We start from the raw sequence: 12,911 nt of genomic DNA, 5'->3' as shown, positions 1-12,911 counted from the left end.
AACCAGTCGTAGCGTGGCACCGACCTCACGGGCTTCACGGAAAGAGAACTGATCCATGGACATCCTGCTCATCGCCGGCCTGTGGCTCGACGGATCCGCCTGGGACGGCGTCGTGCCCGCACTCGAGGAACTCGGCCACCGCCCTGTGGCGCTCACCCTCCCCGGTCAGGGTGACGGAGCTGCGTCCGCCACGCTGGAGGACCAGGCGGCGGCGGTGCTCGCCGCCGTGGACGCGGCACCGGAGAAGCCCATGGTGGTCGGGCACTCCGCCGCCTGCACGCTGGCCTGGCTGGCCGCCGACTCGCGGCCGGAGCGGGTCGCCAAGGTGGCCCTCGTCGGAGGCTTCCCGTCCACCGACGGGCAGCCGTACGCCGACTTCTTCGAGACCAAGGACGGCGTGATGCCCTTCCCCGGCTGGGGCCCGTTCGAAGGACCGGACTCCGCCGACCTCGACGAGGAGACGCGTAGCCGCTTTGCCTCGGCGGCGATCCCTGTGCCCGAGAGGGTGGCCAAGGGCACGGTGCGGCTGAAGGACGAGCGGAGGTTCGACGTCCCGATGCTGCTCGTGTGCCCCGAGTTCACCCCTACCCAGGCCCGGGACTGGATCGACGCCGGTGACGTGCCCGAGGTCACCCGCACCAGGCACCTGGACTTCGCGGACATCGACTCGGGCCACTGGCCGATGTTCACCAAGCCGGTCGAACTCGCCAGGCTGCTGGCCGCGGCGGCCGCCGACGCCTGAGCCCGCGCAGGCATCACGCACAGACGCGCGTACGACTTCGGAAGCCGGCGTGAGGTCGACACCCCCGCCGAGGGGCAACCGGCTTGCGTCAGGCAGTGGTTGGCGGCGGTGCGAGTTCGGCCGCGACCTCGAGGGCGATGTCGACGGCGTGGGCGGCAAGGGGTGAGTGGATGCGTCCGGCCTGCCAGTGCAGGTAGATCTCCCTTGGCGGCAGGGTGGGCCGTAGCTCGTGGATGCGGAGCCTGTCGTCGGAAGGCACGTCGGCTCCGAGGATGGCGAGCCAGGGCAGGAGCGCCGATCCCAGGCCGGCTCGCACCATCGACAGCAGGGTGTCGTTGACCGCGGAGCGGAACACGATCTGCGGACGGGCGCCGCTGCGGGCGACCGCCTGCTCCATCAAGGGCTGGTCACAGGTCAGCGGCCAGGCCACCATCGGGGTCCCGTCGAGCTGATCCAGCGGGACCGGCCCTTCGGGGAAGGCGCCGACGCGTGCCACCAGCAGGTACGGATCGTCGAGCAGCTTGCGGTGCTCGGCGTCGCCGTCGATGCGCCCGTCGTAGAACAGCAGGTCGAGGTCGCCGATCTGCGGCTGATCCGGCTCCTCCTCGGACAACCTGATGTCGCAGCCGGGGTGCTCGTCCCTCAGCCGGCGTACGACCGACGGCAGGATCACGTTGGACACGCTCTGGAACGTCCCGATGTCGATACGGCCGTCCCCCGCCTGGAACCGGTCCACGGCGTCGGCCAGTGCCGCCGCCTTCGCCAGCAGTGCGCGACCGTGGTCGAGGACCACGGAGCCGAGCGGGGTGAGCCGCACCGGCTTGGGGCCGCCCGGCCGGTCGAACACCGGACCGCCGACGGCCCGCTCCAACGCGGCGATCTGCTGGCTCACCGTCGACTGGGTGTACCCGAGACGGGCGGCTGCCCGACCGAACGAGCCCTCCTCGGCGATGGCGGCCATCGCCGCGAGGTGGCGCAGCTCGAAGTTGCTCACACGCTCCAGCGTAGCGACGTCCATTGGCATGAACGATCGAATCGATCGGAAATCATCGCTTTTCACCATGGAGTCGTGGACTCTAGCGTGCTGGACATGTCCTCACTTCGATCTCACGGCGAGCAACTACTCGAAATCAACGGCGTCGAGCTGTGTGCCGAGACCTTCGGCGACCGCGCGGACCCGGCGATCGTGCTGGTCGCCGGGGCGGCCGCCTCGATGCTGTGGTGGGACGCCGACCTGTGCGAAGAGATCGCCGCCCGTGGCCGATTCGTGGTCCGGTACGACCATCGGGACACCGGCCGGTCGGCCTGCTGCCCACCGGGACAGCCGACGTACTCGTTCACTGATCTGACCCTCGATGTCCTCGGTATCCAGGACGCCCTGGGCATCGAGCGCGCCCATGTGGTCTGTCAGTCGATGTTCGGCGGGCTCGGACTCGTCCTCGGTGTGGATCATCCCGACCGGGTCGCGTCGCTGACGTTCGTTTCGACCTCGACCGGTGCCGACGACCTGCCGGCGCCATCGAGCGACCTGGCCATGCCGGCCGAGCCGGACGTCTCCGACGCGGCCGCGGTCGTGGAGTACGTGGTCGCCGGCGCGAGGGCGTACGCCGGTGGCTCGCCGTACTTCGACGAGACCGCGATCCGCGCGTTGGTCGAACGCGACGTGGCGCGCGCCAGGAACTACGCGTCGACGTTGGTCAACCACTTCGCCATCGAGCCCACCGGGCCGGCGCACGGCGGATTCGGCGACATCGCGGCGCCGACGCTCGTGGTCCACGGCGATCACGACCCACTGCTGCCGCTGCCGCACGGTGAGGCGCTGCGCGATGCCGTCCCAGGTGCGGAGCTGCTGGTCCTCGAGGGCGCCGGACATGACCTGCCGCGACCGGTGTGGGACGACTTCGTGTCGGCTCTGGAGCGGCACACGGAAGGAGGCCGCTCATGAACCGGCTGCGGTCGGCACTCTGGCTGCCGCTCTTCGACGACCTCGCCGATCCGCGGGTGGTTGCCCGCCTCGCCGCCGACGCGGAGGAAGCCGGGTGGGACGGCTGCTTCGTGTGGGATCAGCTGTGCTGGCGGGAGCCGGTCCACCAGGTCGCCGACCCGTGGATCGCGCTGGCGGCGATCGCGACCGTGACCGAGCGGATCCGGCTCGGCCCGATGGTGTCGGCGCTTCCCCGTCGACGGCCGGCCAAGGTCGCCCGGGAGAGCGCGACACTCGACCGGCTCAGCGACGGCCGTCTCACCCTCGGCGTCGGCCTGGGGAGCGACCGGTTCGCCGGCGAGCTGTCCAGGACCGGCGAGGAGCTCGACGACCGGCGGCGCGGGCGGATGCTCGACGAGTCCCTGGCCGTCCTGGCCGCCGCCTGGTCCGGCGAGCCGGTGCGCCACCGCGGCGAGCACTACACCGTCGACGACCTCGCCTTCCTGCCGCGGCCGGTTCAGCGGCCGGGCGTGCCGGTCTGGGCGGCCGGATTCCCGGGCAACGCCGAGCCGATCCGCCGTGCCGCACGACTCGACGGCTTCTTCCCGGCCAATCTCGAGCACCCGGACCAGCTCGCCGAGGTCGTGGGCTCCCTCGCCGCACTGCGCCGGGGCCGGATGGCGTCGTACGACATCGCCGTAGGGCTGCCCCTCGGTGTCGATCCCGAACCGTACGCGCGAGCCGGCGCGACGTGGTGGCTGCCAGAGTTGGAGCCGGGGGTACGGCTCGACACCGTGCGGGGCGTACTCCGCGACGGCCCAGCGGCGTGAGGAGACGGTCACCTTGTTCGACTACGACGCGGAACTCGCTCGCCACCACGAGCGACTGCTGGAAGCCCTCGACATCCGCCCCGGCGATCGTGTCCTCGACATCGGCTGCGGCACCGGCCGGACCACCCGGGACGCGGCCCGAGCGGCGTCGCCCGGCAGCGCGCTCGGCATCGACGTGTCGGGCCCCATGCTGGCGCGGGCCCGCCGACAGGCCGCGACGGAAGGCCTCCGCAATGTCGATTTCGTACAGGGCGACGCCCAGGCACATCCGTTCCCGCCGGAGTACTTCAGTGTGGGCGTCAGTCGGTTCGGCACGATGTTCTTCTCCGACCCGGTGGTCGCGTTCGCCAACATCGGGCGAGCCCTGCGTCCGGGTGCGCGCTTCGTGCAGCTGGTCTGGCAGGCCGCCGACCGTCAGGAGTGGCATACCGCGATCCGGGCGGCGCTCGCCGGCGGGCATGTGTCATCGGCGTCGGCCTCGACGGCCGACGACCCCTTCACGCTGGCCGATCCGGACGTCGTGGCCGAGGTTCTGACCTCGGCAGGCTTCACGGCGGTGGACGTCGTCGACGTACGCGAGCCCGTCCGGTACGGCCCGGATGCCGACCGTGCGCGTGCTGCCGTACTCCAGCTGCGCATGGCGAAGGAATGGCTCGCCGATCTGGATGCCGCGTCCACCGAGCGCGCCCTCGATCGGCTGTCCGCGACGCTCGACGCGCACGACACCGGCGACGGCGTGTGGTTCGACTCCCGCGCCTGGCTGGTCGGCGCGCGCCGACGTTGACCGTCTGCGAGCGGACGCAGGGGCGGTCAGGCCTGGGCGGCGCGGGTGGTGCGGACCCGCTGGGCGACGTCGCGCAGCTTGATGTTGTGTTGCTGCGAGATGCGGCGCAGCACGTTGAAGGCGTCGTCCTCACTCAGCTTGTGGCGTTCCATCAGGATGCCCATGGCCTCACCGATGGCGTGCCGGGTCTTCATGGCGTCCTCGAGCTGGTCGATGGTGCGGGCATCGGCCAGAGCGACGGCGGCGTGCGAGGCCAGCATCCAGCCGGCGGTCTCGATGTCCTTGCCGAAGGCGCCCGGGCTGCGGGAGTACAGGTTCAGCGCGCCGAAGTCCTCGTCGTGGGTGTAGAGCAGCACCCCGGTCATGCTGCCGATACCCAGGTCGCGAGCCGCCGTGGCGAACCGCGGCCAGGCCGGCTGCGGCTCGGTGATGTCCGCGATCCGGAACACGCGCTCCCCGTCCCCGCCGGTGGCGCGGGCCGCGAGGTCGAAGCACGGGCCCTCCGCCAGCTCGCCCTGCAGCTGGTCGGATGCTTCCACAACGTCGCCGCACGAGGACAAGGTGACCGCCCGGCCCTTGCGGACCGCCAGGATCCCGGCAGCGTCACAGCCCTCCACGAGCCGCACCGCCGACGCCGCGATCTCGTCCAGCGTCCCCTGCACCGACTCCTGCGCCAGCAACGTCCGCGCGAGCTGGGCCATCGCCTCGGCGAATTCCCGCCACTCCACCGCCATCACCCACCTCGCCCCTCGGTGCGCCCACCCTACCGCCGACCCGCTCTCCACTATCGGCCGAACCGGCCTCGCCCCGGCGTGGGCAGCATGACGGGCTCACCTGGGCGCGGCCTCTCCGGCTCGTTGGCAGAACCGGAGAAGCCTGGCCGGAGCGGCCCCCATGGGGTACGCCGCCACACCCGGCCTGCCCTTCAAGTCCCCACCCCTGACCGCGTTACTCCTGCGCAATCCGGTGCCTGCATGCCGTGACGGACGTGGGCCGACAGCCACCGGACGTGATCAACCTTTCAACGGTCCTCGTGTCGGACGCGGACGACGAGCTTGCCGGTGGCGCGGTCGTGTTCCATGTCGTCGTGGGCCCGCGGCACCTGCTCCAGGCCGTCGTAGACGCGGTCCACGGGGAAGGCCAGCCGGCCGGTGGCGACGGCGTCGAGGATCTCCTGGAAGGCCTCCCGAGGCAGGTCGGCGGCATCCCCGAAGTAACCCGCGAGGCGTACGCCCCTCGGCAGGTACTCGTTCGGGGAGAAGTCCCGCACCGTCCACTGGTTGGAGAGGCTGCCACCGAAACAGGCCGTGCCGTGTACGCGTACCGCGCGCAGAGTGTCGGGCAGGGTCGGTGTGCCGACGAGGTCGAGGGCGGCGTCGACGCCCTGCGGGTACAGCTCGCGTACGGCGGGCGCGACCTCGCCGGTGTCGAGGAGGGGATGGTCGACGCCGTGCTCCGACAGGAGAGTGAGGCGGTCGGCCCGCCGGGTGGTGGACAGCACCGTGGCGCCGCGCCAGATGGCCAGCGCGGCGGCTGCCAGGCCGACCGAGGAGGTGCCGCCGCGGATCAGTACGGACTGGCCCGGCTTCAGGTCCAGGCCGACGGTGAGTGAGCCATAGGCGGTCTGCACCATCTCCGGCAGCGCACCCAGCACCTCCCAGGGCAGGTCGGTGTCGACGGGGATGACCTGGGACAGCGGCACCGAGGTGTACTCGGCGTAGCCGCCGTCGTAGGTGCGCCCCATGTCCCCCATCATCGCCACGACCTTCTGCCCGGGGGCCAGCCCACTGCCGGCCGGGGCCGCATCGACCGTACCGACGGCCTCGATGCCGGGCACGCGGGGAAAGCTGACACCGACGCCCAGGCCCAGCCGGAGCTTCAGTTCCGAGCGGTTGAGGCCGAACGCCTCGACGCGGATCCGTACCCAGCCGTCCTTCTCGGGCGGGAGCGGGAGCGTGGTCAGCCGCAGGTTGTCCACGGGGCCGGGAGCGGAGAGCCGGACGGCGCGCATGGTGCTCGGCGAGGACGTCATGAGCCTGCTTTCTACCCGGGGGCGGGAGAGTCGGTCGGCGGTGGTCAACGTGCGGCCGCTGCGGGTTCATTCCCGACTCGTCCCGGATCTCCCCCTGTTGGGATTCCGCCCAGGTGGTCATCGCGTCCGGTGTCACTCGGTGGTCAGGGTCCGCGCTCTGCGGTATTCGCCGCGCGCGAGCAGTGAGAACGTCAGCGTGGCGCACAGGGCCAGGGCCACGATCGCCCACTCCAGGGCGCCACTGTGCTGGTCGGGGTCGACTCCGAAGACTTCCTCGATCCAGTCGGGCCAGATCAGCGTCACCAGGAAGAGCAGTCCGCACAGGCCGGCGGCCACCGCCTCGATCCGGCCCCGCAGCCGCATGTTTCGTGTCATCGCCGTCACCTTCGATGAGTGCCGAGTCGCGGCCCGGTCAGACCGTCGACAGGTCGATTCGGAACATGCCGCGGCCGTGCGTGACGCTGACCAGCGTCTCGTCCATCCAGAACAACTGGTCGACGGAGCAGTTGGCGGGCCCTTCGTTGGTCGGCGACCAGGTCACCCCTCGGTCCTCGCTGGCGAAGAGCCCGACCTCCGTACCGCAGTAGAGCAGTTCGGTACGGCGTGGATGGATGGCGACCGCCCTGACCGGAACGTCCGGCAGCGACTGGGCGAGCTGGGTCCACCGGGCGCCGCCGTCGTGGGTCACCCAGAGGTTGTCCGGTTCGAATCCGCCGAAGGCGACGAAAGCGGTCTCCAGGTCCTGCGGATCGACGGCGACGCAGGTGCAGTAGCGGCTCGGACGCAGTCGGCTGGGTCCGGTCACCCCGACACGTTCCCAGCTTGGCGTCGCCGCCGTGCCGTTGACCGTGCGGAACAGCATGCCGTTGACGTGTCCCACCCAGATCAGGTCGGAGTTGCCGGGTGCCACCGCAAGGGCACTGATCTTCGATCCGGCGCTGGGTTTGACGGCCTGCCAACTGGGCCCGGACGCGGCCGTGTTGGTCGCCTTGGCGTCGTTCGTCCGCCAGAGCGACAGACCGCCGGCGAGCAGTCGGTCGGAGTTGTTGGGGTCCAACGCGAACGGGGCGATGAAGAGTGCCTGGTTGTTCTTCGCGTCCGGGATGTGGAAGGGCAGGGGCTTCCAGTCCCAGTCCCTGATGTCGTTGTTCCAGAACTGGCCGCTGATGTAGCGGTCGCCCTCGGTGTCGTCGCTGGTGCCGCCGTCGGTGTTGCGGTGGATGTTCAGGAAGACGTACTCGCCGTAGAAGACATCGGGATCGTCCGGGTCGGAGGCGCACCAGCCCCCGTCGCCCCCGAAGATCTCCTGCCAGCCCTCGGTCCCTGTGCCGGGGTCGAAGCAGAGGGTGCCGTTGTCCTGTGCGCCTCCGATGATCTTTCCGCTGAGCCGGCTGCCGGCTCCGGAGAAGAACTGGGTGACGCCGTAGTTGTTGTCCAGTTCGGTCCATCCGTCGACGAACGGAGCCTGCGGCTCGGTGCCGGTCCGCGCCAGGTCGTCCGCCTTGAAGACGCCGCCGTCGTTGCCGAAGAAGACCGTGCGGTTGTCGGTCCCGTCGTACGAGGGGTGCGAGACGATGGCGTGGTGGTCGGCGTGCACCGACCGCCCGTGCCACCAGGTGCTGATCTCGGTGAGGTGGTCGCCGCCGTCGGTGCTGCGCCACAGGTCGATGCCGCCGAGTACGACGAGGTTCTCGTCCGTCGGATCACCGGCCCACACGGCGTTGCCGTACCAGCCCTGGTCGCCCAGGTAGTCGGCCACGTGGCCGCTGGAATCGAGGGTCTTGCGGAGGTGGTAGCTCCGGCCGCCGTCCGTGGAGCGCCAGATTCGGCCGCTGGTCATCTGGACCGAGGCGTAGACGATGGCGGGGTCCTTGGCCGCGTAGGCGAGTTCCACCCGCCCCGACCACGGCTTGCTCTCGTGGGTCGCCGTTTGCCAGGTCTGTCCGCCGTCGGAGCTGACGAAGGCCGCACCCGCGTCCAGCGCGCCCGCCACGGCCCGCTTGTCGTCGGTGGGGTCGAACAGGACGATGCCGACGGGGACGTCGAGGACCTGCGTCCACGTCTTGCGCTCGGCGTCGGAGCAGCGGAACAGGCCGGTCGTGGTGGCCGCGAGGACGACCTCGCCGGTGCGGGAGACCGCGATCCGGGTCACGGCACGGAAGTCCGCGGTCTGTGTGGCGGTGAGCGGCGCCCAGTCGACACCGTCGGTGGTGCGGAACACGCCGTTGCCGCGCAGGGCGTCGCTGTTGGAGAAACCCTCGCCGGTGCCCACGTAGAGCGTCGTCGGGGTGCTCGGGTCCATGGTCAGGCAGGAGCAGGACAGGTTGCCGAGGAAGTCGTCGACGGGCGCCCACTGCCCACCGCCGTCGCGGGTGTGCCACACCCCGCCGCCGGCGCTCGCGGCCCAGATCTTCAGCGGGTCCTCGGGGTGGATCGCGATGCCGCGGGTGCGGCCTCCGATGTTGCCCGGGCCGAGCCATTCCCACCGGGTGAGTTGCATCCCGGCCGTCGGGGTCGGACCACCCGCGAGTCCCTCGCCGGTTGGGCCGGTGGGGATGCCCGCGGTCTGCGCGGAAGGGGGTTCGCCGCTCTGCAGGCGCGCGCGCATCCGGTCGAGGGCGGTCCCCTGGGCGTGCGCGGGCACGGTGCCGTCGTCACCGCGTTCCTGTTCGAGCCTGAACAGCCGTCGGGCGTTGGGGAGATCGGGATGGTTCAGACGGCGCAGTGCCCGCCGTATCGCGGCGTCCGGCAGTCCGTGGAGGGTTTCGTTCGTCGCGCCACGGCTCCTGCGCAGGAGCGGCACCTGTTCGATCCGGATGTTCTTCGCCCGTGCCAGCTGTGCATCGGAGATGGTCATGATGCCCCCTGAGAGGACGCGCTGAAGCCTGCCCCGAACACTGCTCGCTTTATGAGGGTTCGACAATGCCGTCCGGATAAGCGAGTGGGATAACTCCGCTTTGTGCCGCATGAGTTGTCAGGCTATGGCCAAAGCCTGTGCACTCGGCCCTTCGACCATCGTCACCCCGGGCGCCGGGGCGTGCCAACTCGACGGTCACGCGCTCGGCCGATTTCCTGAACGCGTGCACGGGCTGGGTTACGCTCATCACCCGCTGGGGGGAACTGGCGTGCATCGAACGTGACTTCGGGGGATTCCTTGTCGGGACAGCGGCCGGCCTCGGCGGACGACGCGGCTGCCGCACTGCGGCAGACCGGTGCCTTACCACTGCGCCTCGGCGACCCGAGGCGCGTCGGACCCTATGCGCCGGTGGCGCTGCTCGGCAGTGGTGGCATGGGCCGGGTCTATCTGGCACGTCCCGCGGACGACAGTCCGGGCCTGGTCGCGGTGAAGGTGATCAGGCCGGAGTACGCGGAGGATCCCAGGTTCCGGCGCCGGTTCGAGCGCGAGGCAGCCGTGCACGCCCGCCTTCGTACACCGCACGCACCCCGACTGTGCGGCACGGGCTTCGAGGACGAGTTGCTGTGGATGGCCACGGAGTACCTCCCCGGCTTCGACCTGGCGGAAGCCGTGAAGGCGTACGGCGCCCTGGAGACGGCCGCGGTCTGGCGGCTGGTGGCGGAGCTGGGGCAGGCACTCGCGGGCCTCGCCGTCGAGGAGATCGTGCACCGCGACCTGAAGCCGTCCAACGTGCTGCTGTCCGTCCGGGGCGCGCATGTGATCGACTTCGGTATTTCCAAGGCCGCCGACGCGAGCGCGATCACCGGCACGGGCAACCGGGTGGGGACGCCGGCCTACATGTCGCCCGAGCATCTGCGAGAGGGCCGGTCCGACACGGCGTCGGACGTGTTCTCGCTGGCCGGAACACTGGTCTACGCGGCAACGGGGCGTGCGCCGTTCGGCGACGGCACCGGGGTCGACGTGATGCACCGGGTGGCGTACGAGGACCCGAACCCCGAGGTGGTCGGTGAGATCGCGGAGGCGGACGCGGAGCTCGGTGCGCTGCTGACCGCCTGCCTGGACAAGGAGCCCGCGCGGCGGCCCACTCCGCAGGAGCTGATCGACGCCGCGGGGTCACGCCCCGTGCCGGCGACCTGGCCGGAGCCGCTGGGCGGCAAGGTGCTCGCCCGGCAGCAGGCGTACGAGGCACTGCACCATCTGCCTGTCGAGGGCATCACCCGTCTCCGGTCGCCGGGCGACCTGCCGCTGCCTCCGTCCGTGCGGGTGCCCGAGGCCGCTCCGCCCGGTTCGCGGTCACCGGAGAAGGACGAGGGCTCCGCGGCCGCGCCCCTGCCCGGATCGCCGGGACCGGTGGAAGTCCCCGCCCGGAGCCGTAGGAGAGCGTTACGGGTCGCCGTCGCGGCCATCGCGATCTGCGTCGTGGCCGCCGTGGCTTTACTGCTCATCCGTCAGGATCCTCCCGCGGCCGCATCCCCGAAAGCCGGTGCCACCAGGGCAGACGGCACCGGCCCCCGCGACGCCTCCAGCGGTTCGGTGTCCCCGAGTACGAGCGGACTGACCCACGCGGACGTCGACGGCGCCGTCGAGGAGGACCGCGACGCCGAGACGGGGAGCGCCTCGACGGAGCCCGAGGCCTCGGGCTCCGTCGGCGACCAGGACGACAACGCGGTGCCTCCCGGTGACACTCCGTCCACCGCGCTCTCCCCCACGCCGTCCGCCGACAGCCCGTCCGCCGGGACCGACACCGCGCCCTGGCTCGCGGAGTGCACGTACTACGCCGGCAACGGACGCACCGGCCTCGGCGACAGCGGCAAACGCGTACAGCAGGTGCAGTGCATCCTGACAGAGCGCGGGTACAGCGTGGGAAGCACCGGTGTGGACGGTGAGTTCGGTCCGGACACGGAGACCGCGGTCCAGGCCTTCCAGAGCGAGCGGGGGCTGAACGCCGACGGCGTCGTCGGGCACGACACGTGGGTCGCCCTGCGCAGCGCCGGGTGACGACCCCGGACCGACGGCCCACGCGCCGCGCTCACTCGTCGATCACCGAGCCGAAGTGGGCGCCGTGGGCGCTACCGCCGAGGGCGGCGGCGCCGTAGGAACGGGAACCCTCGGCGAGCAGCCCCTTGCCGCTCGCCGGCAGCAGCCACACCGCGCCGTCGCCGGCGTTCTCGTCGGGCGCGGCGGCCACCAGCTCGGCCCGCCCGTCGCCGTCGGTGTCGATCAGCCGCACCTGGGCGCCCCAGCCGTCACCGGCCTCGACGGCGCCGGGGATGCCCGGGGTGTTCTGGTCGAAGGACTGAGCGCCGGTGCCGGTCAGGCCCTCCTGCGCGCCACGCAGCAGCCACACAGCGCCGGCACCGGCTTCGCCGTCCGCGTCCTCGCCGGGCGCGCCGACCGCCACGTCGGCGAAACCGTCACCGTCGACGTCCGCGACGGACAGGTCGTTGCCCCAGGAGTCGTCCCTCTCCCCCGCGCCGGGCACGCCCGGGGAGTTCTGCGACCACCACTGCGGGGCGGTGCCGGGGCCCTCCGTGCCGGCGGGCCCGTCCTCACCGCCGTAGTAGACGCCGACCAGACCGCCGGGCGCTTCCGCGTCACCGGCCGCTTCGTCCACGGCGCTCAGCTGGCCGACCACGAGGTCGTCGTAGCCGTCGCCGTTGATGTCACCGGAGGCGCTGCCCAGGCCGCCGTGCAGGTCGCGCCCGTAGCTCAGGCCTTCGGCGCCACCCGCGTAGTAGGCGGACCAGCCCTTGGCGTAGTCGTCATCGGGGCTGTAGCCGGAGACCACGAGGTCGGCGAAACCATCGCCGTCGTAGTCGCCGGTGGTCAGGTAGGCGGCCTGGAGGGTGTGGCCGGTGGAGTGCGGAGTGCCGACCTGCCGCAGCACGCCGGCGTGATACGTGAAGACGTGCAGGCCCGCCTTCTGGTCCAGGACGACGAGCTGGTCGCCGACGATGTCCCCGGTGAACCGGGCGGCGGCCACCGAATGGCCGAACCGTGCGCCCTCGGTGGGCGTGGCGGCGGCGACGGTCGCGGTGCGCCCGGTGTCGATGCCGTTGGACGAGCCGTAGACGACGGTCACCCGGCCCGCGTCCTCGACGGTGCCCTCGTCCTCACCGGGCGTGCCGATGACCGCGTCGTCGTAGCCGTCGCCGTCCAGGTCGCCGGTCGCGACCGCCTGTCCGAAGTGGTCCCCGGTCTCGGAGGTTCCGGGCACGCCCTTGGTCGACTGACTGACGAGCTGGACCCGGCCCTTGGGCACGGTGGTGTTGGTGCCGATGCCGTTGGGGGCGCCGTACTGCACGGTGACGTATCCGGCGCCCTCCTTGCCGTCGACCGTGCCCTCCGGGACGCCGGTGAGGAGGTCGCTGTAGCCGTCGCCGTTGAAGTCGCTGTTGCGGTCGGCGGCGGAGGTGCCGCCCGGGACGCCCGCGAACGCGGTCGGTGCGGCCAGGATGCCCGCTCCCGCCAGCAGCAGGAAGGAGGCCGCTGCGACGGCGGCCGAGCCTGCGGTACGTCGCTTGGTGCGCGTGGTGATGCTCATGTCTGTTCCCCCCGTGGGATGTTGACGCTCCGTCAGTCGACTGGTCCGGCCGACTGGTCTTGGTGCAACGCAGGGTTCGACACGACGAGCCCGGAACTGGTTGTGGGGCCCTGGCGTGCTGTGACACGCCAGTGACAT

The 12,911-nt window shown here is 71.3% G+C and carries 11 protein-coding genes; 5 read left to right on the top strand and 6 right to left on the bottom strand.

Annotation, left to right across the window (positions count from 1 at the left end):
* Window positions 1-55: 55 nt before the first annotated feature.
* Complete coding sequence (locus RNB18_RS01770; protein ID WP_311712334.1) at window positions 56-742, top strand: alpha/beta fold hydrolase; 687 nt, start codon at window positions 56-58, stop codon at window positions 740-742.
* A gap of 88 nt (window positions 743-830) precedes the next feature.
* Here the strand turns inward: RNB18_RS01770 and RNB18_RS01765 are convergent, their stop codons facing one another.
* Complete coding sequence (locus RNB18_RS01765) at window positions 831-1,736, bottom strand: LysR family transcriptional regulator (protein WP_449657631.1); 906 nt, start codon at window positions 1,734-1,736, stop codon at window positions 831-833.
* A gap of 96 nt (window positions 1,737-1,832) precedes the next feature.
* Between RNB18_RS01765 and RNB18_RS01760 the strand changes: the two genes are divergently transcribed.
* Genes RNB18_RS01760 through RNB18_RS01750 form a run of 3 tightly spaced genes read left to right on the top strand, consistent with a single transcriptional unit; the run spans window position 1,833 to window position 4,280 of the window.
* Window positions 1,833-2,687, top strand: coding sequence for an alpha/beta fold hydrolase (locus RNB18_RS01760; RefSeq protein WP_311712332.1), 855 nt, complete (start codon window positions 1,833-1,835; stop codon window positions 2,685-2,687).
* Window positions 2,684-3,496, top strand: a complete 813-nt coding sequence (locus RNB18_RS01755; RefSeq protein WP_311712331.1) for an LLM class flavin-dependent oxidoreductase — start codon at window positions 2,684-2,686, stop codon at window positions 3,494-3,496. Before RNB18_RS01760 ends, RNB18_RS01755 begins: the two co-directional genes overlap by 4 nt.
* Window positions 3,497-3,509: 13 nt before the next feature.
* On the top strand, window positions 3,510-4,280 hold the full coding sequence (locus RNB18_RS01750; RefSeq protein ID WP_311712330.1) for a class I SAM-dependent methyltransferase: 771 nt from the start codon (window positions 3,510-3,512) through the stop codon (window positions 4,278-4,280).
* 26 nt (window positions 4,281-4,306) lie between these two features.
* Here the strand turns inward: RNB18_RS01750 and RNB18_RS01745 are convergent, their stop codons facing one another.
* The 4 genes from RNB18_RS01745 to RNB18_RS01730 all read right to left on the bottom strand — a co-directional run bounded on the left by RNB18_RS01745 (window position 4,307) and on the right by RNB18_RS01730 (window position 9,169).
* Window positions 4,307-5,014, bottom strand: coding sequence for a GAF and ANTAR domain-containing protein (locus RNB18_RS01745; RefSeq protein ID WP_311712329.1), 708 nt, complete (start codon window positions 5,012-5,014; stop codon window positions 4,307-4,309).
* A gap of 287 nt (window positions 5,015-5,301) precedes the next feature.
* Entirely contained in the window at window positions 5,302-6,312 is a 1,011-nt protein-coding gene (locus RNB18_RS01740) for a zinc-binding dehydrogenase (RefSeq protein WP_311712328.1), read from the bottom strand.
* A gap of 132 nt (window positions 6,313-6,444) precedes the next feature.
* Window positions 6,445-6,687: an ABC transporter permease gene (locus tag RNB18_RS01735; RefSeq protein ID WP_311712327.1), complete on the bottom strand. Its 243-nt coding sequence runs from the start codon at window positions 6,685-6,687 to the stop codon at window positions 6,445-6,447.
* Between the two features lie 37 nt (window positions 6,688-6,724).
* Entirely contained in the window at window positions 6,725-9,169 is a 2,445-nt protein-coding gene (locus RNB18_RS01730; protein WP_311712326.1) for a WD40/YVTN/BNR-like repeat-containing protein, read from the bottom strand.
* 297 nt (window positions 9,170-9,466) lie between these two features.
* On the opposite strand from RNB18_RS01730, the gene RNB18_RS01725 reads away from it, so the two are divergent.
* A complete protein-coding gene (locus tag RNB18_RS01725; protein ID WP_311712325.1) occupies window positions 9,467-11,227 on the top strand; it encodes a protein kinase domain-containing protein in 1,761 nt (586 codons plus the stop codon).
* Window positions 11,228-11,258: 31 nt separating this feature from the next.
* Here RNB18_RS01725 and RNB18_RS01720 read toward each other — a convergent pair whose 3' ends face one another.
* Complete coding sequence (locus tag RNB18_RS01720; protein ID WP_311712324.1) at window positions 11,259-12,773, bottom strand: FG-GAP and VCBS repeat-containing protein; 1,515 nt, start codon at window positions 12,771-12,773, stop codon at window positions 11,259-11,261.
* Window positions 12,774-12,911: the final 138 nt, after the last annotated feature.

The sequence above is a fragment of the Streptomyces doebereineriae genome, assembly GCF_031845645.1.
GTDB lineage: Bacteria > Actinomycetota > Actinomycetes > Streptomycetales > Streptomycetaceae > Streptomyces > Streptomyces canus.
Note: the sequence above shows the minus strand (reverse complement) of the source record. Positions and strands in the feature narration are given on the sequence as shown.

Excerpts from the sequence above, each read along its gene's own strand:
- RNB18_RS01720 (WP_311712324.1), bottom strand. The coding sequence starts at position 12,773 with ATGAGCATCACCACGCGCACCAAGCGACGTACCGCAGGCTCGGCCGCC.
- RNB18_RS01745 (WP_311712329.1), bottom strand. The coding sequence starts at position 5,014 with ATGGCGGTGGAGTGGCGGGAATTCGCCGAGGCGATGGCCCAGCTCGCG.
- RNB18_RS01730 (WP_311712326.1), bottom strand. The coding sequence starts at position 9,169 with ATGACCATCTCCGATGCACAGCTGGCACGGGCGAAGAACATCCGGATC.
- RNB18_RS01740 (WP_311712328.1), bottom strand. The coding sequence starts at position 6,312 with ATGACGTCCTCGCCGAGCACCATGCGCGCCGTCCGGCTCTCCGCTCCC.
- RNB18_RS01760 (WP_311712332.1), top strand. The coding sequence starts at position 1,833 with ATGTCCTCACTTCGATCTCACGGCGAGCAACTACTCGAAATCAACGGC.
- RNB18_RS01755 (WP_311712331.1), top strand. The coding sequence starts at position 2,684 with ATGAACCGGCTGCGGTCGGCACTCTGGCTGCCGCTCTTCGACGACCTC.
- RNB18_RS01735 (WP_311712327.1), bottom strand. The coding sequence starts at position 6,687 with ATGACACGAAACATGCGGCTGCGGGGCCGGATCGAGGCGGTGGCCGCC.
- RNB18_RS01770 (WP_311712334.1), top strand. The coding sequence starts at position 56 with ATGGACATCCTGCTCATCGCCGGCCTGTGGCTCGACGGATCCGCCTGG.